Source organism: Pseudomonas sp. Pseusp3 (genome assembly GCF_047304225.1).
GTDB lineage: Bacteria > Pseudomonadota > Gammaproteobacteria > Pseudomonadales > Pseudomonadaceae > Aquipseudomonas > Aquipseudomonas fluorescens_CD.
The window spans coordinates 25338-48655 of sequence record NZ_JBGLYV010000019.1 but is presented as its reverse complement, the minus strand read 5'-3'; the positions used below and the strand labels follow the sequence as shown (position 1 = coordinate 48655).

10 protein-coding genes are annotated in these 23318 nt (G+C 62.5%); 6 read left to right on the top strand and 4 right to left on the bottom strand.

Going from position 1 to position 23318, the window contains the following annotated elements; genetic code table 11:
- Window positions 1-119 precede the first annotated feature (119 nt).
- Window positions 120-13124, bottom strand: coding sequence for a non-ribosomal peptide synthetase (locus ACCD00_RS09045; RefSeq protein WP_413423747.1), 13005 nt, complete (start codon window positions 13122-13124; stop codon window positions 120-122).
- 379 nt (window positions 13125-13503) lie between these two features.
- On the opposite strand from ACCD00_RS09045, the gene ACCD00_RS09040 reads away from it, so the two are divergent.
- Window positions 13504-14052, top strand: coding sequence for an RNA polymerase factor sigma-70 (locus ACCD00_RS09040; protein ID WP_116264816.1), 549 nt, complete (start codon window positions 13504-13506; stop codon window positions 14050-14052).
- 123 nt (window positions 14053-14175) lie between these two features.
- Here ACCD00_RS09040 and ACCD00_RS09035 read toward each other — a convergent pair whose 3' ends face one another.
- From ACCD00_RS09035 to ACCD00_RS09025, 3 genes are all read right to left on the bottom strand, one after another.
- The gene (locus ACCD00_RS09035) at window positions 14176-15189 is read right to left on the bottom strand and encodes a GNAT family N-acetyltransferase (protein ID WP_413423745.1); all 1014 of its coding nucleotides are present in this window, start codon (window positions 15187-15189) and stop codon (window positions 14176-14178) included.
- Window positions 15190-15264: 75 nt separating this feature from the next.
- Window positions 15265-16083, bottom strand: a complete 819-nt coding sequence (locus tag ACCD00_RS09030; RefSeq protein WP_413423743.1) for a substrate-binding periplasmic protein — start codon at window positions 16081-16083, stop codon at window positions 15265-15267.
- A 96-nt stretch (window positions 16084-16179) separates the two neighbouring features.
- The gene (locus ACCD00_RS09025) at window positions 16180-16803 is read right to left on the bottom strand and encodes a TetR/AcrR family transcriptional regulator (protein WP_413423741.1); all 624 of its coding nucleotides are present in this window, start codon (window positions 16801-16803) and stop codon (window positions 16180-16182) included.
- A gap of 177 nt (window positions 16804-16980) precedes the next feature.
- Between ACCD00_RS09025 and ACCD00_RS09020 the strand changes: the two genes are divergently transcribed.
- The 5 genes from ACCD00_RS09020 to ACCD00_RS09000 are packed head-to-tail and all read left to right on the top strand — an operon-like array spanning window position 16981 to window position 23262.
- Entirely contained in the window at window positions 16981-18783 is a 1803-nt protein-coding gene (locus tag ACCD00_RS09020) for an acyclic terpene utilization AtuA family protein (RefSeq protein WP_413423739.1), read from the top strand.
- Between the two features lie 12 nt (window positions 18784-18795).
- The gene (locus ACCD00_RS09015; RefSeq protein ID WP_008020381.1) at window positions 18796-19665 is read left to right on the top strand and encodes an SDR family oxidoreductase; all 870 of its coding nucleotides are present in this window, start codon (window positions 18796-18798) and stop codon (window positions 19663-19665) included.
- Window positions 19666-19668: 3 nt separating this feature from the next.
- Window positions 19669-21285 carry a geranyl-CoA carboxylase subunit beta gene (gene atuC / locus ACCD00_RS09010; protein ID WP_413423737.1) on the top strand — a complete coding sequence of 539 codons (1617 nt, stop codon included), beginning with the start codon at window positions 19669-19671 and terminating at the stop codon, window positions 21283-21285.
- Window positions 21286-21310: 25 nt separating this feature from the next.
- Window positions 21311-22468, top strand: coding sequence for a citronellyl-CoA dehydrogenase (gene atuD, locus ACCD00_RS09005; protein WP_413423735.1), 1158 nt, complete (start codon window positions 21311-21313; stop codon window positions 22466-22468).
- Window positions 22465-23262 (top strand): enoyl-CoA hydratase/isomerase family protein, encoded by a 798-nt coding sequence (locus ACCD00_RS09000; protein ID WP_413423733.1) that lies wholly within the window; start codon window positions 22465-22467, stop codon window positions 23260-23262. The genes atuD and ACCD00_RS09000 overlap by 4 nt, the downstream gene beginning before the upstream one ends.
- Window positions 23263-23318: the final 56 nt, after the last annotated feature.

Sequence of the window (23318 nt, the reverse complement as noted above, 5' to 3'; positions counted from 1 at the left end):
TTCCCCTCAACCATAGAATCTCCCACATCGGATTTTTGTCGCTCACAAAATCTGTAGCCACTGCAAATCCTTGTGGGAGCTGGCCTGCCCGCGAGAAGGCCTCTATAGACGCTAGAGAATCAAAGCCCCTCCAATTCGGCCATCAAGTCATTCAAGCGATCCACTTTCTCCTCGGTGATCTCACTCGCCGCCAGCCCGGCTATATGCCCGGCCAGTTCCTCCACCGTGCTGCACTCGAACATCGCCCGCAGCGGCACGTCCCGTTGCAGGGTTTTCTGCACCCGCGAAGCGATTTGCGTGGCCAGCAATGAGTGTCCGCCGAGCTCGAAGAAGTTGTCGTGAATACCCACTCGCTCGACCTTCAACACCTCTGCCCAAATATCCGCCAGGGTCTGCTCAAGTTCATTGCGCGGCGCCTGATAGGCCTGGCTTTGCATCTGGCCGATTTCCAGCGCCGGCAACGCCTTGCGATCCAGTTTGCCGTTGGCGTTGAGCGGCAGTTTGTCCAGCCACAACCAATGCAGCGGCACCATGTATTCCGGTAGCTCGGCACGCAGGCGTTGCTTGATGTGCTCCAGGCATTTGGCAGGATCGAGCGCTGAATCGACAGCCACCAGGTAGCCCACCAGATGCTTGCCGTTCGCCCCTTCCTGCACACCCACCGCCGCATCGCGGACTTCCGGTTGCTCATGCAGGCGAGCCTCGATTTCACCCAACTCGATGCGGTAACCGCGAATCTTCACCTGATGGTCGATGCGACCGACGTATTCCAGAACACCGTCGCTGCGACGGCGTGCCAGGTCGCCAGTTCGATACAAACGCTCGCCAGGGGCACCGAACGGGTTCGGCACAAACACCGGTGCGGTGCGCAGCGGATCGCTGACATAACCGCGGCCGACCCCGGTGCCCGCCACGCACAATTCACCCACCGCGCCCAGCGGCACCAGTTCCAGCGCTCCATCGAGCAGGTACAGATGGTTGTTGTCGGTCGGCGTGCCGATCGGCAGGTAGCTGCCGCGAGTCGAAGCCATGTCAACGCGGAAGAACGCCACGTCGTCCGAGCACTCAGCCGGACCGTAGGCATTCACCAGACCGATCTGCGGATAGCGCAACAGCCATTGATGCGCCAGTTCCGGTGGCATCGCCTCACCGGTTGGCAGCATCCAGCGCAAGCCGTCGAGGCTCATGCGCTCCTGGGCGAGCATGCCATGGATCAGCGACGGCACGCTCTCCAGCACAGTAATGCCCTGGCTCTGCACATGGGCCAACAAGCCTTGCGGATCGTGGGCAATGGCGTTCGGCACAATGTCCACCCGTGCGCCGAACAACGGCGCGGCGAGGAACTGCCACACGGAAATGTCGAAGCTTTGCGACGCCGTCTGGGCGATCACATCGGCGTCGCTCAGGTTCAGGTACGGCACCTTGCTCAACTGATTGTTGAGCATGCCGCGCTGTTCGACCATCACGCCCTTCGGCAAACCGGTGGAGCCAGAGGTATAGATCACATAGGCCAGATTGTCCGGGGCGCTGTACAGGCCAGGGTTATCCGCCGACAGCGCGAGGGCCTGAACTTCCTCCCAGACCAGCAGCCGTGGCCGATTGGCGCAGGCGAACTCGTCGAGCAGGGTCTGCGCCTGTTCACGGCACGCTTGCGTGCACACCAGCAAAGGCGTGCGACTCAATTCGATGATCCGGCTCAGACGCTGGCTCGGCAGCCCCGGGTCCAGCGGCAAGTAACCCGCACCGGCCTTGAAGCTGCCGATGATCATGCCCAGCAAATCGAGGTTGCGTTCGGCCAGCAACGCCACCGGTTGATCGCACCCGACACCTGCGGCGATCAACGCATGACCCAGACGGTTACTGCGCTGGTTCAGTTCGAGGTAGCTGTACTGCCGGTCAATACAGCTGGCGGCAATGCGCTGCGGGTGCCGGGCGACCTGGCTTTCGAACAATGAAACGTAGCTCTGCTCCAGCGGGTACTCGTGTTCGCTCTGGTTGCAGCCATGGATGAGGAAGTCCTGCTCCTCGGCCCCCAGCAACGGCAAGTCGGCCATGTCGCCATGGAACCCGTCCATCAATGCCAGCAGCAAACGCTTGAACTCACCGAGCATGCGTTCGACCGTGGTCTCATCGAAATAGCGCTGGTCGTAGGACAGATGCAAGCCCAGGTCATCACCCGGATAGCACACCGCCGTCAGCGGGAAGTTGGTGTGCGTGCGACCCGAATCCGAGGTCGCGTTGAGGCTCTGCGCGCGGTCCAGCACCGAGACTTCCACCGGGGCGTTTTCGAACACGAACAGGCTGTCGAACAGAGGCTGGCCTTTGGGCAGTTCGCTCTGTTCCTGGATGTTCACCAGCGGCAGGTATTCGTATTCACGCAGTTGCATGTTGTTGTCGAGCAGACCGCTAAGCCACTGGCGCACGCTGCAACGCTGGCCGTCCTCGGGCATTTTTACCCGCAGCGCGATGCTGTTGATGAACAGGCCGACGGTGCGCTGCATCTGCGGCATGTCCACCGGACGCCCGGCCACAGTGACACCGAACAGCACGTCGCGATCACCGCTCAAGCGCCGCAGCACCAGCGCCCACGCCGCCTGGGCGAAGGTGTTGATGGTCAACTGATGGGCCTGGGCCAGTTCACGCAATTGCACGCCGTCACGGGCATCGAGCCTTGTGTAGCGGTCGCCGACGATCATGCCGCCGCTGTCGCCGGCATGTTCGCGCAGGAACGGCCGGTCGCTCGGGATCGGTGTGGTGCGTTCGAAACCCTGCAGGCTGGTTTTCCACCACTGCCGCGCTTCGGCGAGGTTCTGATGCTGCAGCCAGCCGATGTAGTCGCGATAACGCGACACAAGCCCAAGCTGCGCTTCCCGGTCTTCGCCGAGGGCGCTGTAGATCTCGAAGAAGTCATTCATCAGCAGCGAACGGCACCAGGCATCGATGAGGATGTGGTGGTTGCTCATCATGAACCAGTAGCGCGCCGCGCCGACCCGGATCAGGCGCAAGTGGAACGGTGCCTGGTTGAGCAGGTCGAACCCGGCCTCGCGTTCGGTCTTGAGCAAGGTTTGCAGCTTCGGCTCTTGCTCCGCTTGCGCGATGTCACTCCAGTCGAGGTATTCGATCGGCGTGCTGCCCGGTTTGTGAATCACTTGCAGCATATTTTTGCCGACGTTCCAGCAGAATGAGGCACGCAACGCTTCGTGGCGGGCGATCACCGCTTGCCAGGCCTGGGCAAAACGCTGCGGATCGAGTTCGCTGTTGATGCGGTAGCGGTCCTGCATGTAGTACAGGCCGGTGCCCGGCTCCAGCAAGGTGTGCAAGAGCATGCCTTCCTGCATGGGGGTCAACGGGTAGACGTCTTCAATTTCGGCGGCCGGGACCGGCAGCGCATCCAGTTGCGTCTGATTGAGCTGCGCCAGCGGGAAGTCCGACGGCGTCAGGCCACCCGCGTCGTCGCGCAGGCAATGCTCGATCAGGCTGCTCAACTCACCAAGGTAGGCATCGGCCAGCTCGCCGATGGTTGACGGATCGAATCGTTCGGCGCTGAAGGTCCAGCGCAGTACCAACTCACCGCCATACACCTGACCGTCGACGCTCAGCTCGTTGGGCAGCGGGGCATTGGCATCGTGGGCCGCACCGATGGCTTCATCCAGTGGACGGAACAGCGCATCGGCACCGAAGCTCTGGTCGAACTGGCCGAGGTAGTTGAAGGTGATCGGCGCCTGCGGCAACGCCGTCATGCGGTGGCGGCTCTGCTCATCGGCGAGGTAACGCAGCACGCCATAACCCAGGCCCTTGTGCGGCACGGCGCGCAATTGCTCCTTGATCGCCTTGATCGACGCGCCCTGACCGGCGGCTTCTTCGATGTTCGACGGCGTCAGGCGCAGCGGATAGGCGCTGGTGAACCAGCCTACGGTACGGGTCAGGTCGATCTCGTCGAACAGCGCTTCGCGGCCGTGGCCTTCCAGTTGAATCAGCGCCGATGACTGACCGCTCCAGCGGCACAGCACGCGAGCCAAAGCGGTCAACAGCAAGTCGTTGACCTGGGTGCGATAGGCGCTCGGCGCCTGTTGCAGCAACTGCCGCGTGTGCTCGCTGTCGAGGCGCACGCTGACGGTTTGCGCATGACGGTTCTGCCGTCCGCCATTGGGGTGATCGCAGGGCAGATCTGCACCTGGCCCGGCCAGATGCGCCTGCCACCAAGCCAGTTCTTCGCGTAGGGATTCGCTACCCGCGTAGGCCTGCAAGCGTGCGGCCCAGTCCTTGAAGGCGCTGGTTTTCGCCGGCAGTTTCACCGACTGCCGGGCGTCCAGTTGGCGATACACGGTCTGCAAGTCATCCAGCAGCACCCGCCACGACACACCGTCCACCACCAAGTGGTGAATGGCGATAAACAAGCGTTGCTGGCCTTCAGGGCCATCGACCAGCAACACGCGCAGCAACGGCCCCTCTTCAAGGTCGAGGCTGCGCTGGGCATCGGCGAACAAGGCGGCGCATTTGTCCATGGACGCAACGCGCACCTGCCACAGCACCGGCGCATCGGAAATCGGCTGGTGTGTGGCCTGCCATTGGCCGGTAACCTTGCTGAAACGCAGGCGCAGGGCGTCGTGCTGTTCGATCACCGCCAGCAGTGCTTGCTCAAGACGATGAGGTTCCAGGGCGACAGTCGGCTGCAGCAACAACGCCTGGTTCCAGTGCTGGCGCTGCGGGATGTCGGTGTCGAAGAACCAGTGCTGGATCGGCGTCAGTCGCGACTCGCCCATGATCAAGCCCTGCTCGGCGCTGACCTGCTCGCTGCAGGTGGCCACGGCGGCGAGAGTCTGCACGGTCTGATGCTGGAACAGGTCGCGAGGGCTGAAGTGGATGCCCTGCTGGCGCGCCCGGCTGACCACCTGGATCGATAGAATCGAGTCACCGCCCAACTCGAAGAAGTTGTCGTTGAGGCCAACCTGAGCGACGTTCAGCACTTCGCACCAGATCTGCGCCAGCGTGACTTCAAGCTCGTTGACGGGCGCCACGTAATGTTGGCGACCCGACTCCGGGTCCGGCGCCGGGAGCGCACGGCGGTCGAGTTTGCCGTTGGCGGTCAACGGCATGCTCGCCAGCAGGATCAGGTGCGTGGGCACCATGTAATCCGGCAGGTGCGACTTCAAGTGTGCCTTGAGCGCTTCGCGCAATGCGGCGTGTTGCGCTTCGCTCTGTTCGGCGACGTCAGTGGCGAGGTAACCCACCAGTTGCTTGCCGCTCGGTGCATCCAGGGCCAGCACCACCGCTTCACGAATCGACTCGTGCTCCAGCAAACGGGTTTCGATTTCACCCAATTCTATGCGGAATCCGCGAATCTTCACCTGATGGTCGATCCGGCCAAGGTATTCCACCAGGCCATCAGCGCGCTGACGCACCAGATCGCCGGTGCGGTAGATGCGCCCGCCGCCGGCGACAAACGGATCAGCCACGAAGCGCTCCGCGGTCATGCCCGGACGCTGGTGATAACCCTGGGCCAGACCAGCGCCACCAACGTACAACTCGCCGGTCGCGCCTTGCGGCACCAACGCCAGATCGGCGTCGAGAATGTAGGCCACGCGGTCGCCGATCACACTGCCGATCGGCACGCTGCCGACGCCCTCTTCCAACACTTCAGGCGCCAGGCTGGCCAGCGGCATGACCACGGTTTCGGTCGGACCGTAGGCGTTGAAGAACAGACTCGGCTTGAACGCTGCGCGAATGCGCGCCAGGTGCTCACCGGTCAGCGCTTCGCCTCCAGTGATGATCATGCGCACCGGCAAAGTCTGGTCCTGGGTCGCCAGCCATTGCGCCAACTGACTGCCGTAGCTCGGCGTGAAACCGAGGACGTTGATGTGATGACGACGGATCAGGCCACAGATTTCTTCCGCGTCCCACTGCCCTTGAGCGCGCAACACGACTTGCGCGCCACTGAGCAGCGGCACCAGCAATCGCTCGGTCGCGGCGTCGAAGTTGATCGAATAAAAGTGCAGTTCGCAGTCATCGGGGCGCATGCCGAAATGCTCGATCACGGCGCGACAGTGCATGGCGATTTCGCCGTGGGACACCACCACGCCTTTCGGTTTACCGGTCGAGCCCGAGGTGTAGATCAGGTAGGCCTGATGCTGCGGCAGGCTGATCAGCGGCAGCCCGGTGGCCGGGTAGTTGGACAGTGCCACGGCGTCCTCTTCAAGACACCAGCGGCCAACGGTCGCTGGCAGCTCGCCCAGGGCCTTGAACATCGCCGCATCGCTGAGCAGCAAACCGAGGCCGCTGTCTTCGATCATGTAATGCAAGCGGTCCAGCGGGTATTCCGGGTCCAGCGGCACATAGGCGCCGCCGGCCTTGAGGATCGCCAGCAAGCCGACAACCATCTCCAGCGAGCGCTCCAGTGCCAGCCCCACACGCACCTGCGGTCCGACGCCACGCTCGAGCAGCATCCAGGCCAGGCGATTGGAGCGGCTGTCGAGCTCGGCGTAGCTCAGGGTCTGCCCGGCGAAAGTCAGGGCCGGAGCGTCCTGGCGCATCGAGGCTTGCTCGGCGAACAGGTGATGGATGCACTGATCCAGCCGATGTTCGCCCGCCTCGACACCGAGGCTGTCGAGCAGACGTTGTTGTTCGCCGCTCGTCAGCAGCGGCAGCTCGCTCAAGCGTTGTTGCGGATCGGCAATCAGCGCCTCCAGCAGATTGCACCAATGCCCGGCCATGCGGGCGATGCGCGGTTCGTCGAACAGATCGGTGCTGTAGGTCAGGCAGCAACCGAGGCGATGGTCGAGGTCGGTGACTTCCAGGTTGAGGTCGAACTTGGTCGCGCGGGCATCGTTGGCCAGGTACTCGACCGTCATGCCGGCCAGGGTGCGGCTTTGCTGGAACTCCCAGCGCTGCACGTTGCACATCACCTGGAACAACGGGTTGTAGGCCGCGCTACGTGGCGGTTGCAAGGCTTCCACCAGATGATCGAAAGGCAAGTCCTGATGGGACTGGCCCTCGATCACCGTATGGCGCACCTGCTCGAACAGTTCGCCGACAGACATCTGCCCGTCGAGCCGGCAACGCAGCACCTGGGTGTTGAGGAATGCGCCGATCAGCCCTTCGCTTTCCGGACGAATGCGGTTGGCGACTGGCGCGCCGATGCGCAGATCGCTCTGACCGCTGTAGCGGTACAGCAGCGTAGCCAGGGTGGCAGTCATGGTCATGAACAACGTCAGGCCATGTTGTGCATTGAAGGCACGGACCCGTGCCGCGAGGTCGTCGCTCAAATCGAAACGGTACAACTCACCCTGATGGCTTTGCACCGGCGGACGCGGGCGGTCGGCCGGCAACTCCAGCAGCGGATGTTCGCGGCCCAGTTGCGTGGTCCAGTAATCGAGCTGGCGCTGGCGCTCGCCGGACTCCAGCCACTGACGCTGCCACACGCTGTAGTCCAGGTACTGCACCGGCAACGGCGCGAGCGGCGACTCGCGGTCGTCGACAAAGGCTTCGTAGAGTGCGCTGAGTTCCCGGGCAAAGATGTCCATCGCCCAGCCTTCGGTGACGATGTGGTGCAAGGTCAGTACGAAGTAGTGTTCTTGTTCGGCGGTCTTGACCAGACAGGCGCGCAACAGCGGTCCGGTTTCCAGATCGAACGGCTGGTGCGCTTCATCGTCGGCCAGTTGCTGGACCTGCCACTCGCGACCGTCGGCATCCAGCGCGGTGAAATCCTTCCACGCCATGCGCACGCCGGCTTCCGTGTGCACGAGTTGACGGGCGACACCGTCGATGCTCGGGAACGTGGTGCGCAGGGTTTCGTGACGCAGGATCAGGGCTTGCAATGCGGCTTCGAAACGCGCGACATCGAGCACACCGCGCAGTCGTGCCATGCCACCGACGTTGTAGGCCGGGCTGTCCGGCTCCATCTGCCAGAGGAACCACATGCGCTGCTGGGAATAGGACAGCGGTACCGCCTGGCGGCGGTCGACTTTCTCGATGGGTGGCTGTTCGTTGGTGCTGCCGCTGGCCTGGATCAAGCGAACCTGTTCGGCAAATGCACCCAGTTCACTGTGTTCGAACAGCACCCGCAGCGGCAACTCGACGTCGCAGGCCTGACGGGTACGGGAGATGATTTGCGTGGCCAGCAGCGAGTGACCGCCCAAGGCAAAGAAATCATCGTGCAGGCCGACCTGTGCCAAGCCCAGCACCTCGCGCCAGATACCGGCGATTTGTCGTTCCAGTTCAGTCACTGGTTCAACGTGCTCGCGCACCTGCCACTGTGGTTCCGGCAAGGCGCGACGGTCGAGTTTGCCGCTCGGGCCGAGGGGCATTTCCCGCAGGCGCATCAGTTGCGCCGGGACCATGTACTCCGGCAGCTCGGCGGCCAAAGCGCTTTTCAGGTACGCGGTTTGATCGGCTTCGTCCCCGGCACTGTCCGCAGCGGTGTAGTAACCGATCAGCTGTGCACCGGCCACGGTTTCGCGCACCAGCACCACGGCTTGCGCAACGCCGACCTGGGCCAGCAGCCGTGCTTCGATTTCCTGTGGCTCGACCCGGAACCCGCGCAGTTTGACCTGCTGATCGAGACGGCCGAGGTATTCAATCACGCCATCGGCCGTCCAGCGTGCACGGTCGCCGGTGCGGTACAGGCGTGCGCCCGGCTCGCCCAAGGGATCGACCACGAAGCGTTCAGCGGTCAACGCCGGACGACCGAGATAACCACGGGCCAAACCCACGCCGCTGATGCACAGCTCACCCGGCACGCCAGCCGGAACCGGATTGAGATCGTTGTCGAGTACACGGCAGACGACGTTACCCAGCGGACGGCCAATCGGCGAACGCTCGCCATCAGCGCGGGAGCAGTGCCAATGGGTCACGTTGATTGCGGTTTCGGTGGGGCCGTAGCGGTTGTGCAGTTGCACTGCCGGCAACTGTTCCAGCACGCGATTGCGCAGTTCAGCGGGCAACGCTTCGCCCCCGGAGAACACGCGGCGCAGGCTGGTGCATTCAGCGCTCAACGGTTCCTCGATGAACAGCGAAAGCAACGGCGGCACGAAGTGCAGCGTGGTCACGCCATGCTCTTTAACAAGCTGCGCGATGCGATGCGGATCGCGGTGTTCACCGGGGCCAGCGATCAACAAGCGCGCACCGGTAATCAGTGGCCAGAAGCATTCCCACACCGACACGTCAAAACTGATCGGTGCCTTTTGCATCAGCACATCGGTTTCGTTCAGGCGATAGGTTTGCTGCATCCATTGCAAGCGCTCGGCCAGTGCCGCGTGGGTGTTGCCGACGCCTTTGGGCTGGCCGGTGGAACCGGAGGTGTAAATCACGTAGGCGAGGTTGTCGCCATGCAGATGCAGGCCCGGCGCATGGCTAGGCCAGTTCTCCAGATGGAGCGCGTCCATGGCTATTACGCTGACACCCTCGGTGGCTGGCAGACGATCAAGCAATTGGGTCTGGGTCAGCAGCAACTCGACGCCGCTGTCGTTGAGCATGTAGGCCAGGCGTTCGGCCGGGTAATCCGCATCCAGCGGCACATAGGCACCACCCGCCTTGATGATCGCCAGCAGGCCGATCAGCATTTGCGGCGAACGCTCGCAGGCGATGGCCACACAGACGTCCGGGCCAACGCCTTTGTCGCGCAGGTAATGAGCCAAACGGTTGGCCCGGGTGTGCAGTTCGGCGAAGTCCAGGCTACCGCCGTCCCACACCAGCGCGGTGCGTTGCGGCGCTCGGTGCGCCTGCTCGTTGAGCCATTCAGGCAGCCATTGGCTGGCGGGTGCGCACACTGCGGTGGCCCAGCCCGATTGCTGACGGTGCTCGGCAGCCGTCAACAGTGGCAGGTCGCCGATGGCGATGTCCGGTTGCTCGCAGACAGCCCGCAACAGATTGCTGAAATGCTCGGCCAGGCACTCGATGGTCGCGGCGTCGAACAACTCGCTGGCGTAGTCGAACGACAAGGTCAGGCGACCGTTGCGGTCTTCTTCGCTGTGCAACTGCAAATCGAACTTGGCTTCTGGGCTATGCCACGGCAGCTCTTCGGCCAACAGCCCCGGCAGGCGGCGCAAGGCACTCAGGTCCCGTTGCTGATGATTGAACATGACCTGGAACAGGCCCTGCTCGCGGGCCTGCGGGAAAGCCTCCAGCAGTTGCTCGAATGGCAGGTCCTGATGGGCCTGGGCGCCCAATGCGGCGCGCCGGGTTTGCGCCAGCAACTCAGCGAATGGCTGGCGTGAGTCCACCTCGGCACGCAGCACTTGGGTATTGATGAAGAAGCCCATCAGCCCTTGGGTTTCCAGGCGCGGGCGGTTGGCATTGGGTACGCCGATACGGATTTCACGCTGGCCGCTGTAGCGGTGCAACAGGCCCTGAAATGCTGCGAGCAGCAGCATGAACGACGTGGACTCATGGGCTTGGGCGGTCTGGCGGATGGCTTCGCTGAGGGGCGCCTCCAGGCGCACCGTGTGGCGCGCAGCACTGCGCAGTTGTTGTGCCGAACGGGGATGGTCGGTGGCCAGGGACAAGGTCGGGTGTTCGTCGCCCAACTGCGTTTTCCAGTAAGCCAGTTGCCGCTCGCCCTCCCCTTGCGCCAGCCATTGACGCTGCCAGCTGCCGTAATCGGCGTACTGCGTCGGCAATGGCGCTAACTGCGTGTGCTGCCCCTGGGAGGCCGCCGCATACAGGCGCGAGAACTCGTCGATCAGTACATTCAGCGACCAGCCGTCCGCAATGATGTGGTGCAGGGTCACCAGCAATTGGTGATCTTCGTCGTCGAGGCGTACGAGTGTCACCCACAGCAGCGGACCTTTTTCCAGATCGAACCGGGTACGCGCCTGGTCCTCACGGATTTGCAGCGCCCGGGCTTCACGCTCGGCAGCCGGCAGGTCGCTGATGTCGATCATTTGCAGATTGAACCCGGCGGCCGGGTCGACCTGTTGCAACGCCACGCCATCACGCTCGAAGAATCGCGTGCGCAGGGATTCGTGGCGCTCGATCAACTGCTGGAAACTGGTGCGCAAGGCGTCCTCATCCAGTTCACCGCGCAGGCGCAAGGCACCGGGAATGTTGTAGGCGCTGCTGTGGGGTTCCAGTTGCCAGGTGATCCACAGGCGGTTTTGTGCCAGGGATTGCGGCATCGGTTGCTGGCGCGACAGCGCAGTGATCGCGCCCTGGGCCAGGCCTCCGTCCTGTTGCTGGCGGGCCACCGCTTCGGCGAATGCACCGAGCGTCGGCGCTTCGAACAGCAGGCGCAGGCTCAACTCCAGCCCCAGCTCTTCACGCAGACGCGCCACGACTTGCGTCGCGGCAATGGAGTTGCCGCCAAGCAGGAAGAAATGATCGTCGGCGCCCACCTGCCCGACCTGCAACTGCTCGCACCAGAGGCGACCGATCAGGCTTTGCAGCCCGGAGCCCGACTCGATCGGGCCTGCACTTTCGGTGGTGGCCGACGGGAACACCGCGTAGCTGTCGAGGCTGCTGTCCGCCAGGCGACTGCGGCACGCCGAGCGTTGCAATTTGCCGCTGGATGTCTTGGGCAGCGCGCCCGGATTGAGCAGCACCACCACGCTCGGTGCTTCCTGATACGCCTCGGCGACGGCCTGGCGAATGGCTTTGATCAAGGATTCGGGCGGCAGGATTTTCTGCACGCTGCGGCTGATTTCGGCGGCGATGCCGATGCCGATGCCTTCCTGACCATCAACCGTGACGGCGAAGGCGGCAACCCGGCCTTTGCGCACCACTTCCACTTCGCGTTCGACAGCCTGCTCGATGTCCTGCGGGTACAGGTTGTGCCCACGCACGATCAGCATGTCCTTCAGGCGGCCGGTGATGAACAGTTCACCGTTGCGCATGAAACCCAGGTCACCGGTTCGCAGCCAAGTCTGGCCGGCGTGCCGGACGAAGGTCCTGGCGGATGCCTCGGGATTGCGCCAGTAACCGAGGGCGATGCTCGGCCCGCTGGCCCAGATTTCACCGACGGCGTTGTCGGCCTGTTCGTTGAGCGAGACAGGCTCGATGATCAGCACGGCGTGACCCGGTTGGCTGACACCACAACTCATGATCGGGCTGCCCTCGCCCGCTTCGACACGGTTTTGTGCCAGAGCCTGATCGTCTACCCGCAGGTTGCCGATGCCTTGGCCGCGCGGTGTGCCGGCTACGAACAATGTGGCTTCGGCCAGACCGTAGGAAGCCATGAAACTGTCTGCGGTGAAGCCGCAGGTCGCGAACTTCCCGGCGAAGCGTTCCAGCGTGTCGAGGCGAATCGGTTCGGAACCGGAGTACGCCACGCGCCAACCACTCAGGTCGAGCCGTTCCAGGGCTGACTCACTGACCCGCTCGCTGCACAAGCGATAGGCAAAATCCGGCCCGCCGCTGATGGTGCCGCCGTATTCGCTGATCGCCTCCAACCAGCGCAACGGCCGGCCGAGGAAGTACGCCGGCGACATCAACACGCAAGGCACGCCACTGAAAATCGGCTGCAGCAGGCCACCGATCAGGCCCATGTCGTGGTACAGCGGCAGCCAGCTGACGATCACGTCGTCGGGGTTCAGATCAATGCCGAAACCGTGGCGAATCAGCAATTCGTTGGCCACCAGATTGCCGTGGCTGACTTGCACGCCTTTGGGCAGCGCGGTAGAGCCGGAGGTGTATTGCAGGAAGGCGATGTGATCGTCCTGCAAGTCCGCCGCGACCCAGCGCTCGGCCAGCGCAGCGTCGAGGGAATCGACACACAGCATCGGCGGCGCCCCGTCGATTTGCTGTAACGCATCGCGCAACCCGGCGCTGGTCAGCAGCAAGCGCGGCTGGGCATCGCTGATGATCGACAACAGGCGTTCCTGATGATGACGCCGTGTCGATTCCGGCGGGTAGGCCGGCACCGCGATCACGCCCGCGTACAGGCAACCGAAGAACGCCGCGACGTAATCAGGGCCACTGGGAAACAGCAGCACGGCGCGGTCACCGAAATCCGCCTGAGCCTGCAACGCGCCGGCAATCGTCCGCGCCCGCTGATCCAGCTCGCGATAACTGAGCACCACAGCCTGATCCGGGGTCTCGGCGAGAAAGCGCAAGGCCACCCGATCCGGCGTCAGAGCCGCGCGGCGCTGAAGGGCTTGGACCATTGTGCTGGGGAGTTCGAACGCGTCGGTCATGAGGTTTCCTGCCTGATTTCGGCTGTAGGAGCGAGCTTGCTCGCGAAAAACCCAAGGACGCCGCTGGGCATCTGGTTTTACGCGTGATCGTTGACGACCATCGCGAGCGAGCTCGCTCCTACAGGGTTATGAGGATTGCGCTGTGTCATTCACCAAGGAGAACGGATGACGTCTTGAAATAATTAGGTGCCGGCTGGACCACCAAGCGCACTGAAGCAGGTCAGCTTGTCGCAGTGCTCACTCTGCATTTTTTAAAGCATTAATTATTTTTCTCATTTGACAATCATTATCATTAAGCCTAGTTTGTCGCTCGATGTGTAGGACGGCCCCCCCGATTCATTCGCCGCCCCACTAACCTTTTGGCAGCAGGGTGATTTCCATGATGGAACCAGTATCCACAAGCAGGTGCGATACACCTCTACTTCAGGCATTCGTCGACAATCGACTGATTCTGGTGAAGATCGCCGCCAGAATTACCGGTTGCCGCTCGCGTGCCGAAGATGTTGTGCAGGACGCATTCTTCCGGCTGCAATCGGCCCCACCCATCACCAGTTCGATCAAGGCTCAGCTCAGCTATCTGTTCCAGATCGTGCGCAACCTGGCGATCGACCATTACCGCAAGCAGGCGCTGGAGCAGAAATATTCCGGTCCTGAAGAGGAAGGACTGAATGTGGTGATCCAGGGAGCGTCACCGGAAACGTCGCACATCAATTTCTCGACGCTGGAGCACATCGCCGATGCGTTGACCGAGTTGCCGAGCCGCACCCGCTACGCCTTCGAGATGTATCGCCTGCACGGCGTACCGCAAAAAGACATCGCCAGGGAACTCGGCGTCTCGCCGACCCTGGTGAACTTCATGATCCGTGATGCGCTGGTGCACTGCCGCAAGGTGTCGGGCAAGCGTGGGGATGCGGCTGCTCGGCATTAAGAGCTGAAATCCGTGTCGCGCCCTTCGCGCTCCCACATTTGACCTGTGTTCGCAGGAACCTGTGGGAGCGGGCTTGCTCGCGAAAGCGGACTCAAGATAAAAGAAGCACTTGAGCCTTGAACATCAGGCCAACCGGCACCGATCAAAAAACCGCTCCCGCCCCAACACCATCAAGGCCGCGCGTTTGTGCGGGAAGTCGAACTCTTTCTCGCAGTGAAAGCATTGGTCCTGCATATACCCGATCATCTTCGCGTTATCGGCACGCGGCTCGGCAACCACGCGTTGCGTGCGCGGATCATCGAGAAACAGGTAATGCACCAGCGCCGATAACCAGCTCGCCACCTTGTGCGGACCGCGATGATTTTCTTCGCCCACCAGCATGTGAATGCCACGGTCGTAATCGTTGGCCTCATAGAACGGTGCGATGCGATCTTCCTTGACCCAGTAGGCTTCGAAGTAAGCGAACGGCCGATCGTCGAAACACCCGATCAAGGTCAGGGCGTGCGGGTCAGCCTCAAGTTTGCTCAGATATTGGCGATGCTGTTCGAGGCTGCCCTCCTCCTGCCAGAAACTCGCGACGCGCGGGCTGTTCTGCCATCGGTTGAAGCGTGCCAGGTCCTGCTCGATGTCCAGAGTGCGCAGGGAAACCCAGGCCCCCAGCCGCGCATCGAAGCGTCGATACACTTCACCCCGGGGTTTCACCGGTCGTCGAGGATGACGTTTGCCGTCGGTGATGACCATTTGCTGTGGGTAGCTGCCGGTCAGGGAATGCCTCAGCCACGGCTGCGGCAACTGCCAGAACAAGGTGCGCTCGCAGTGATACTGGCCGCTGATGGGGGTCGCAATCAGCAAGCCGCTGGACACGGCTTCGTTCGGCACTTCCTGCAGTTGCCAGATCAGGCGCTGACAGTCGGGGTTGCGAGCGAACAGCCAGTAACAGGCCGCCCACAACGCTTGCCCTTCAGGGCAACTTGAACGCTCTGGCAATTGCACGTGCAACTCGGGGCCACGAATCAACCGCAGGGTGAGCAATGGTTGCCCTTCCAGGCTGAGGCTCAGGTGGCTTTGCGTTTCATCAGCGGCAAGACGACTGCCTGTCGGCAGACACAGGGCAGTCAGGTCATTCAGATTGGACATGGGTCGGGCTCACGATAATCGTCGACAGTTCAACGAGGTGACGTCAGCCACAGCGGGAAATTTAGGAAAAGACCATCAATTGGCGACTTGTGGTGCCGGTTCGTTGTGCGGGACCGGCACAAGCGCAATCTTGTACGGATCGAAAATCTTCAGCATCTGGCCGTTGTCCCGCAAGCCTTGCAGCACCCTGGCGAATGCCTCGCCGCTGATGGGAGCCGTCGGGCGCAGGATGGCGTAATGGTGATAGACCTGATCGATGCGTTGGGACGCCAGCAACTCGCTGGCAACTTTTTCATTGCGCAGGAAGTAGTCGCTCAGGTACGAACGCGTGACCAGGGCAATGTCGGCCCGGCCGCGCAACACCATCAGCAGATTGCTGTCATGGGAATAGGTCAGCGTGGCGTTGTAGTTTTTCTCCAGGTACTTGGGATCGGCATTGAAGTTGGCGAACTCGTAGTGATAGCCGCTGAACAGTGCCAGACGCTTGCCGCCCAGGTCGGCGAAATAGCTCTGCTGCCGATCGGGCAGGCGTTGCGCGACAAAAATCTCGGCGTCCTCCAGCCCCATGTCGACGGCGGTATGGGGAATGTCTTTCCAACCCCAGGCCGGGTTTTCGAAGATGGCCATGTCGACCCGGCCCTGCTTGAAGTCACCGAAGCGCCGGGGAATGGAAGTGGGCACCAGGACAAACTGGTAGTCGCTTTGCGATGCGTTCATCGCCTCGACCAGTTGCGGCAGCAACCCGGTATCGATCCCGGATTCCGGGCGCACGGTGTAGGGAGGAAAGTGCGCGGCACCAATGCGCACCAGTTGTGCAGCCTGGGACGGCACCATCGCTGACGCTGCAAGCATTGCCAGCAAAAGCCGCGAGGCTTTTCGAATTGGCGAACCCATCAAAATAACCCCACTCCCCAATAAAACGGCATCAATGCTATCAAGCTAGGCGGTTTCGTCCAGTTAGCCAGTTTAAAGTTGGCCAACACCACTTTATTACCGGTCTTCCAGCACCAGAATCAACGCCTCATCGGCCAACTGATCGAGGGTCATGCTGCCCCCGGCGCGAAACCAGGTGGTGGTCCATGACAATGCGCCGGTCAGGAACCGCCGCGTGATGAACACATCGCCGCGGATAAACCCGGCGGCCTTGGCTTCGCCCAGTACTTGCAGCCAGATGTCTTCATAGATATCGCGCAGCGCCAGGACCCTGGCCTGGCCCTCTTCGGACAGCGAGCGCCATTCGTAGACCAGCACCGCCATGGCCTCGCCGCTGCCACCCATGATCGACTGCAATTCACAGCGGATCAGCGCCAGCACCCGCTCGCGAACATTGCCGGCGTCGGCGATGGCCGCACGCATCAGCGCGGTGTTGTAGCGAATGGTTTCTTCCATCACGGCGCGCAGGATTTCGTCCTTGCTTTTGAAGTGGTGGAAAATGCTCCCGGACTGAATGCCCACGGCGCCGGCCAGATCGCGCACGGTCGTGCGTTCATAGCCTTTATTGCGGAACAGGTGGGCCGCCACTTGCAGCAGCTTGCCACGGGCGCTGTCCGGGTCGGTCAATTGGCCGTCGTTGACCAATTCGCGCATGACCCTCAGGGCTTTTTGCTCGTCCACCCGTTCTCTCCTACAGTCGATCTATCAATAACGCCGATCCCCCGAAAACACCGGAGTTGCGCCGGCAATTTAAGCTGACGGATGGCACCAAGCAAGCGCTTGGGCAGAAGAAAATCAAGTCATTTACAAACCAAGCGCTTGCTTGGTAATGTCAACGCACTTCGGCTGGAGGTGGCTATGGAATGGACTGCGCCCAAAACAATTCGCATCGGTTGCGCCAGCGCCTTCTGGGGCGATACCTCGACCGCTGCCGCGCAACTCGTGGAACACGGGCATCTGGACTATCTGGTCTTCGATTACCTGGCCGAAATCACCCTGTCGATCATGGCCGGCGCGCGGATGAAAGATCCCCAGGCCGGCTATGCGGGCGACTTCATCGAAGTGCTCGCCCCCTTGCTGCCGCAGCTCGCGCAGCGCAACATCCGGGTCGTCAGTAATGCCGGGGGCGTTAATCCCCAGGCCTGCGCCGCCGCCCTGCAAGCGGCCTGCGACAAGGCCGGGGTGGCCTTGAAGATCGCCGTGCTGCTGGGTGATGACCTGCAACCGCAATTCAAACAACTGGGCAGCCTGGGCATTCATGAAATGTTCAGCGGCGCGCCACTGCCACCGATGTGCGTCTCGACCAATGCCTACCTCGGCGCACCCGGCATCGTCGAAGCCCTGCGTCTGGGCGCGGACATCGTGATCACCGGGCGCGTGGTCGACAGTGCGGTGGTCAGCGCAGCGCTGGTGCATGAGTTCGGCTGGTCGTGGCACGACTACGACAAGCTCGCCCAGGCGGCGCTGGCCGGGCACATCATCGAATGCGGCGCGCAGTGCACGGGCGGCAACTTCACCGATTGGCGCGACGTGCCCGACTACGAACACATTGGTTTTCCCATCGTCGAAGTCAGCGCCGACAGCCAGTTCATCGTCAGCAAACCCGAAGGCACCGGCGGGCTGGTCACGCCGCTGACGGTGGGCGAACAGATGCTGTACGAAATCGGTGACCCGCGCGCCTATCTGTTGCCCGACGTGGTGTGCGATTTCACTCAGGTCAAACTGCTGCAACAAGGCCGGAACGCGGTACAGGTGCACGGCGCCAAAGGCCTGCCGCCGACGGCTCAATACAAGGTCAGCGCCACGTACCCCGATGGTTTTCGCTGCACCGCCAGTTGCCTGATTGCCGGCATCGATGCCGTCGACAAGGCGCGACGAGTCAGCGCGGCGATCATCAACAAGACCTCGGAAATGTTCCGCCAACGCGGCTGGGCACCGTACAGCGAGGTGAATGTCGAGTTGCTGGGCAGCGAGGCCACCTATGGCCCCCATGGCCAGCGTCAGGACAGCCGCGAAGTGGTGATCAAACTCGCGGTGCGCCATCCGGACAAGGAGGCATTGGTCGTGTTCTCCCGGGAGATCGCCCAGGCCGCCACCGGCATGGCGCCAGGGCTGACCGGCATTGTCGGTGGCCGGCCGACGGTGTATCCGCTGATCCGGCTGTTCTCATTCCTGATCGACAAAACCGCCTGCACGCTGGACATTGATTTCATGGGTCAGCGCCACCCGTGTGCCCTGCCCGCGCTCGATGTGCTCGACCCGCTGGACCTGCCAGCCCTGCTCGCGCCACCGAAACCGAATGGCCTGGCCGACGCCAGCGTGGCCCTGGTCAAACTGGCGGTTGCCCGTTCTGGCGACAAGGGCAACCACAGCAACATCGGCGTCATGGCCCGCGAGCCCGAATTCCTGCCATGGATCGCCGAAGCGTTGACCCCTGAAGTGATCGTCGACTGGATGGGCCACGTCCTCGATCCAATCCACGGACGGGTTGAACGCTGGTACTTGCCCGCCAGCCACAGCCTGAATTTCCTGCTGGAAAACGCCCTCGGCGGCGGCGGTGTCGCCAGCCTGCGGATCGATCCGCAAGGCAAAGCCTTCGCCCAGCAACTGCTGGAAATCCAGATCCCGGTGCCGCAACGCATCGCCGACCAGTTCAACTAGAGGATCGCCGCCATGACCTACGATTCGATTTTCAGAGCCGATCTGTTTGCCGGCCAAAACATCATCGTCACCGGTGGTGGCAGTGGCATTGGCCGCTGCACCGCCCATGAACTGGCAGCCCTCGGCGCCCATGTGCTGCTGGTCGGGCGCAAGGCCGACAAGCTCAAAACCGTTGCCGCAGAGATTGCCGAAGACGGCGGCACGGCCGATTGGGCGGTGTGCGACATCCGCGAGGAAGAACCGGTGCAGCACCTGGTCAGCGAATTGATCCGCAAGCATGGCCCCATTCATGGCCTGGTCAACAATGCGGGCGGGCAGTATCCGTCACCCTTGGCCTCGATCAATCAGAAGGGTTTCGAAACCGTGATGCGCACCAATCTGGTGGGCGGGTTCCTGATGGCCCGGGAAGTGTTCAACCAGTCCATGAGCAAGCACGGCGGCGCCATCGTCAACATGCTCGCCGACATGTGGGGGGGCATGCCCGGCATGGGTCACTCCGGCGCGGCGCGTTCGGGCATGGACAACCTGACCAAGACCGCCGCGTACGAATGGGGCCATGCCGGAGTGCGGGTCAACGCCGTGGCGCCGGGCTGGATTGCCTCCAGCGGCATGGACACCTACGAAGGCGCCTTCAAGGCGGTGATTCCGACCTTGCGCGAACACGTACCACTCAAGCGCATCGGCACCGAATCGGAGGTCAGCGCGGCGATTGTTTTCCTGCTCAGCCCGGCAGCGGCGTTCGTCAGCGGCAGCACCTTGCGCATCGACGGTGCCGCCAGTCTCGGCGGGCGCGCCTGGCCTATCCACAAGGCTACCAACAGCGAGTCGTACAACGGCTTCCACCGCGCCTACATACCAGACGTGTTGAAGGACAAGGAATAACCCATGCCGGTGATTCAGTCGCAACTCGATCCCCACAGCGAGCAGTTCGCCCGCAACCGTGCGGCGATGCTTGGCGCCATCGAACAAGTGCGCGCGCTCGAACAGAACTTGCTGAACAAGGCTGCCGAAGCCAAACCCAGGTTCGAAAAACGCGGTCAGTTGTTACCCCGCGAGCGCCTCAACCTGCTGCTGGACCCCGGTGCGCCGTTTCTCGAACTGGCGAGCCTGGCCGGCTACAAGCTGCACGACGATAAGGACGGCAGCTCCGCCGGTGGCGGCTTGATCGCCGGCATCGGCTATGTCTGCGGCGTGCGCGTGCTGGTGGTGGCGAACAACAGCGCAATCAAGGGCGGGACCATTTCCCCCAGCGGTTTGAAAAAATCCCTGCGCCTGCAACAGATCGCCATGGAAAACAAACTGCCGGTGATCACCCTCGCCGAAAGTGGCGGCGCCAACCTCAATTACGCGGCGGAAATTTTCGTCGAAGGCGCGCGCAGCTTTGCCAATCAGGCGCGGATGTCGGCCATGGGCTTGCCGCAGGTCACCGTGGTCCACGGTTCGGCCACGGCGGGCGGTGCCTATCAGCCGGGCTTGTCGGATTACGTAGTGGTGGTGCGCGGCAAGGCCAAGCTGTTTCTCGCCGGCCCGCCACTGCTCAAGGCCGCCACCGGCGAAGTCGCCACCGATGAAGAGTTGGGCGGCGCCGAGATGCACGCACAAACCGCCGGTACCGCCGAATACCTGGCTGAAAACGATGCCGACGGTGTGCGCCAGGTACGCGAGATTGTCAGCCTGCTGCCGTGGAACGAGCAGTTGCCCCGACTCCCCGAACGTCGCTGGGAGGAGCCGCTCTACCCCATCGACGAACTGCTGGGCCTGATCCCGGATGACCCGAAAAAACCCTACGACGTACGCGAAATCATCGCCCGTCTCGCCGACGCTTCGAACTTTCTTGAATTCAAGGGCGAGTTCGATCAGCAGACCGTCTGCGGTCACCTGAAAATTCAGGGGCGCGCCTGCGGCTTCATCGGCAACAACGGCCCCATCACGCCAAAAGGCGCGAGCAAGGCCGCTCAGTTCATCCAGCTGTGCGATCAGAGCCAGACGCCGTTGCTGTTTTTCCACAACACCACCGGGTTCATGGTCGGCACCGAGTCGGAACAACAAGGCGTGATCAAGCACGGCGCGAAGATGATTCAAGCGGTGGCCAACGCCCGCGTGCCGAAACTGACCATCGTCGTCGGTGGCTCCTATGGCGCCGGCAACTATGCAATGTGCGGCCGCGGCCTCGACCCGCGATTCATCTTCGCCTGGCCCAACAGCCGCACAGCAGTGATGGGCGGCGCGCAAGCGGGCAAGGTGCTGCGCATCGTCACCGAGGCCAAACAGGCCAAGGACGGCCTGGTGCCCGATCCGAAAATGCTCGACATGCTGGAACAGGTCACCGCGCAGAAACTCGACAGCCAGTCCACGGCGCTCTATGGCAGCGCCAACCTCTGGGACGATGGTTTGATCGACCCGCGCGATACCCGGACGTTGCTGGGTTACTTGCTGGATATCTGTCACGAGGCCGAGGTGCGGCCATTGCAGGCCAACAGTTTCGGTGTGGCGCGGTTCTAAGCCGACTATCAGGAGAACAATAAAAATGATCTTCACCCAGGAACACGAAGCACTGCGCCGCACCGTGCGCCAATTCGTCGAGCACGAAATCAACCCGCACGTCGAGGAATGGGAAAAGGCCGGGCGTTTCCCCATCCACGAAATCTTCCGCAAGGCCGGCGACCTCGGCTTGCTGGGCATTTCGAAACCGGAGAAATTCGGCGGCATGGGGCTCGACTACAGCTATTCGATCGTCGCGGCCGAAGAGTTCGGCACCATCCATTGCGGCGGCATTCCGATGTCCATCGGCGTGCAGACTGACATGTGCACGCCTGCGTTGGCACGTTTCGGTTCCGATGAACTGCGCGAGGAATTCCTGCGCCCGGCCATCAGCGGTGAGCAGGTCGGCTGCATCGGCGTCTCCGAAGTCGGCGCCGGCTCCGACGTCGCCGGGCTGAAAACCACGGCGCGCAAGGACGGCGACGACTACGTGATCAACGGCAGCAAGATGTGGATCACCAACTCGCCGAGCGCCGACTTCATCTGCCTGCTGGCCAACACCTCGGACGACAAACCGCACATCAACAAATCGCTGATCATGGTGCCGATGAACACTCCGGGCATCAGCTTGAGTTCACACCTGGACAAGCTCGGCATGCGCAGCTCGGAAACCGCCCAGGTGTTTTTCGACAATGTGCGTGTACCGCAGCGCAACCGCATCGGTCATGAAGGCGCGGGGTTCATGATGCAGATGCTGCAGTTCCAGGAGGAGCGCCTGTTCGGTGCGGCCAACATGATCAAGGGCCTGGAGTACTGTGTCGACAGCACCATCGAATACTGCAAGGAGCGCAAAACCTTCGGCAATGCGCTGATCGACAATCAGGTGATCCACTTCCGCCTGGCTGAACTGCAAACCGAGATCGAATGCCTGCGGGCGCTGGTCTATCAGGCCACCGAGCAATACGTCAAAGGCCAGGACGTGACGCGCCTGGCGTCCATGGCCAAGCTCAAGGCCGGGCGGCTGGGGCGCGAAGTCAGCGACAGTTGCCTGCAATATTGGGGCGGCATGGGCTTCATGTGGGACAACCCGGTGGCCCGGGCCTACCGCGATGTCCGGCTGGTATCGATTGGCGGCGGTGCCGACGAAATCATGCTGGGGATCATCTGCAAACTGATGGGCATTCTGCCGGGGAAAAACAAATGAGCAGCCTGCCGGCATGCCAGACCTTGCTGCTGGAACTGCACAGCGGCGTGTTGCACATCACCCTCAATCGCCCGGACAGCCGCAACGCGATGAGCTTGCAGATGGTCAGCGAGTTGCGCTCGGTACTGGCAGCCGTGCGCGATGACCGAGGCGTTCGGGCGCTGGTGATCGGCGGTGCCGGCGGCCACTTCTGCGCCGGCGGCGATCTCAAGGACATGGCCAGTGCCCGTGCCCAGGGTTCGAGCGCGCACCGCGACTTGAATCGGGTATTCGGTGCACTGCTGCAAGAGGTGCAACAGGCTCCGCAAGTGGTGATCACGGTGCTGCAAGGCGCGGTGCTCGGCGGTGGTTTCGGCCTGGCCTGTGTCAGCGATATCGCTTTGGCCGATCATCAGGCGCAGTTCGGCCTGCCGGAAACCAGCCTCGGCCTGCTGCCGGCGCAAATCGCGCCATTCGTGGTCCAGCGCATCGGCCTGACCGAAGCCCGGCGCCTGGCCCTGACCGCGGCGCGTTTTGATGGCCACCAGGCACGGCGCATGGGGCTGGTGCATTTTGTCGAGCATGATCCGCAGGCCCTGGCTGAACGTCTCGATGAGGTGTTGGCGCATGTGTTGTGTTGTGCGCCCGAAGCGAATGCGATGACCAAGAAACTCCTGCTGGCGAGTGCCGGACAACCGTCGGATGCCCTGCTGGATCAGGCAGCCGAATGGTTCGGCGAAGCGGTGACCGGGGCCGAAGGCGTCGAGGGAACGATGGCTTTCGTGCAGAAACGCAAACCGGGGTGGGCCTCTTAAAAGCTTCGCGAGCAAGCCCGCTCCCACATTGGAACGCATTTCAAATGTGGGAGCGG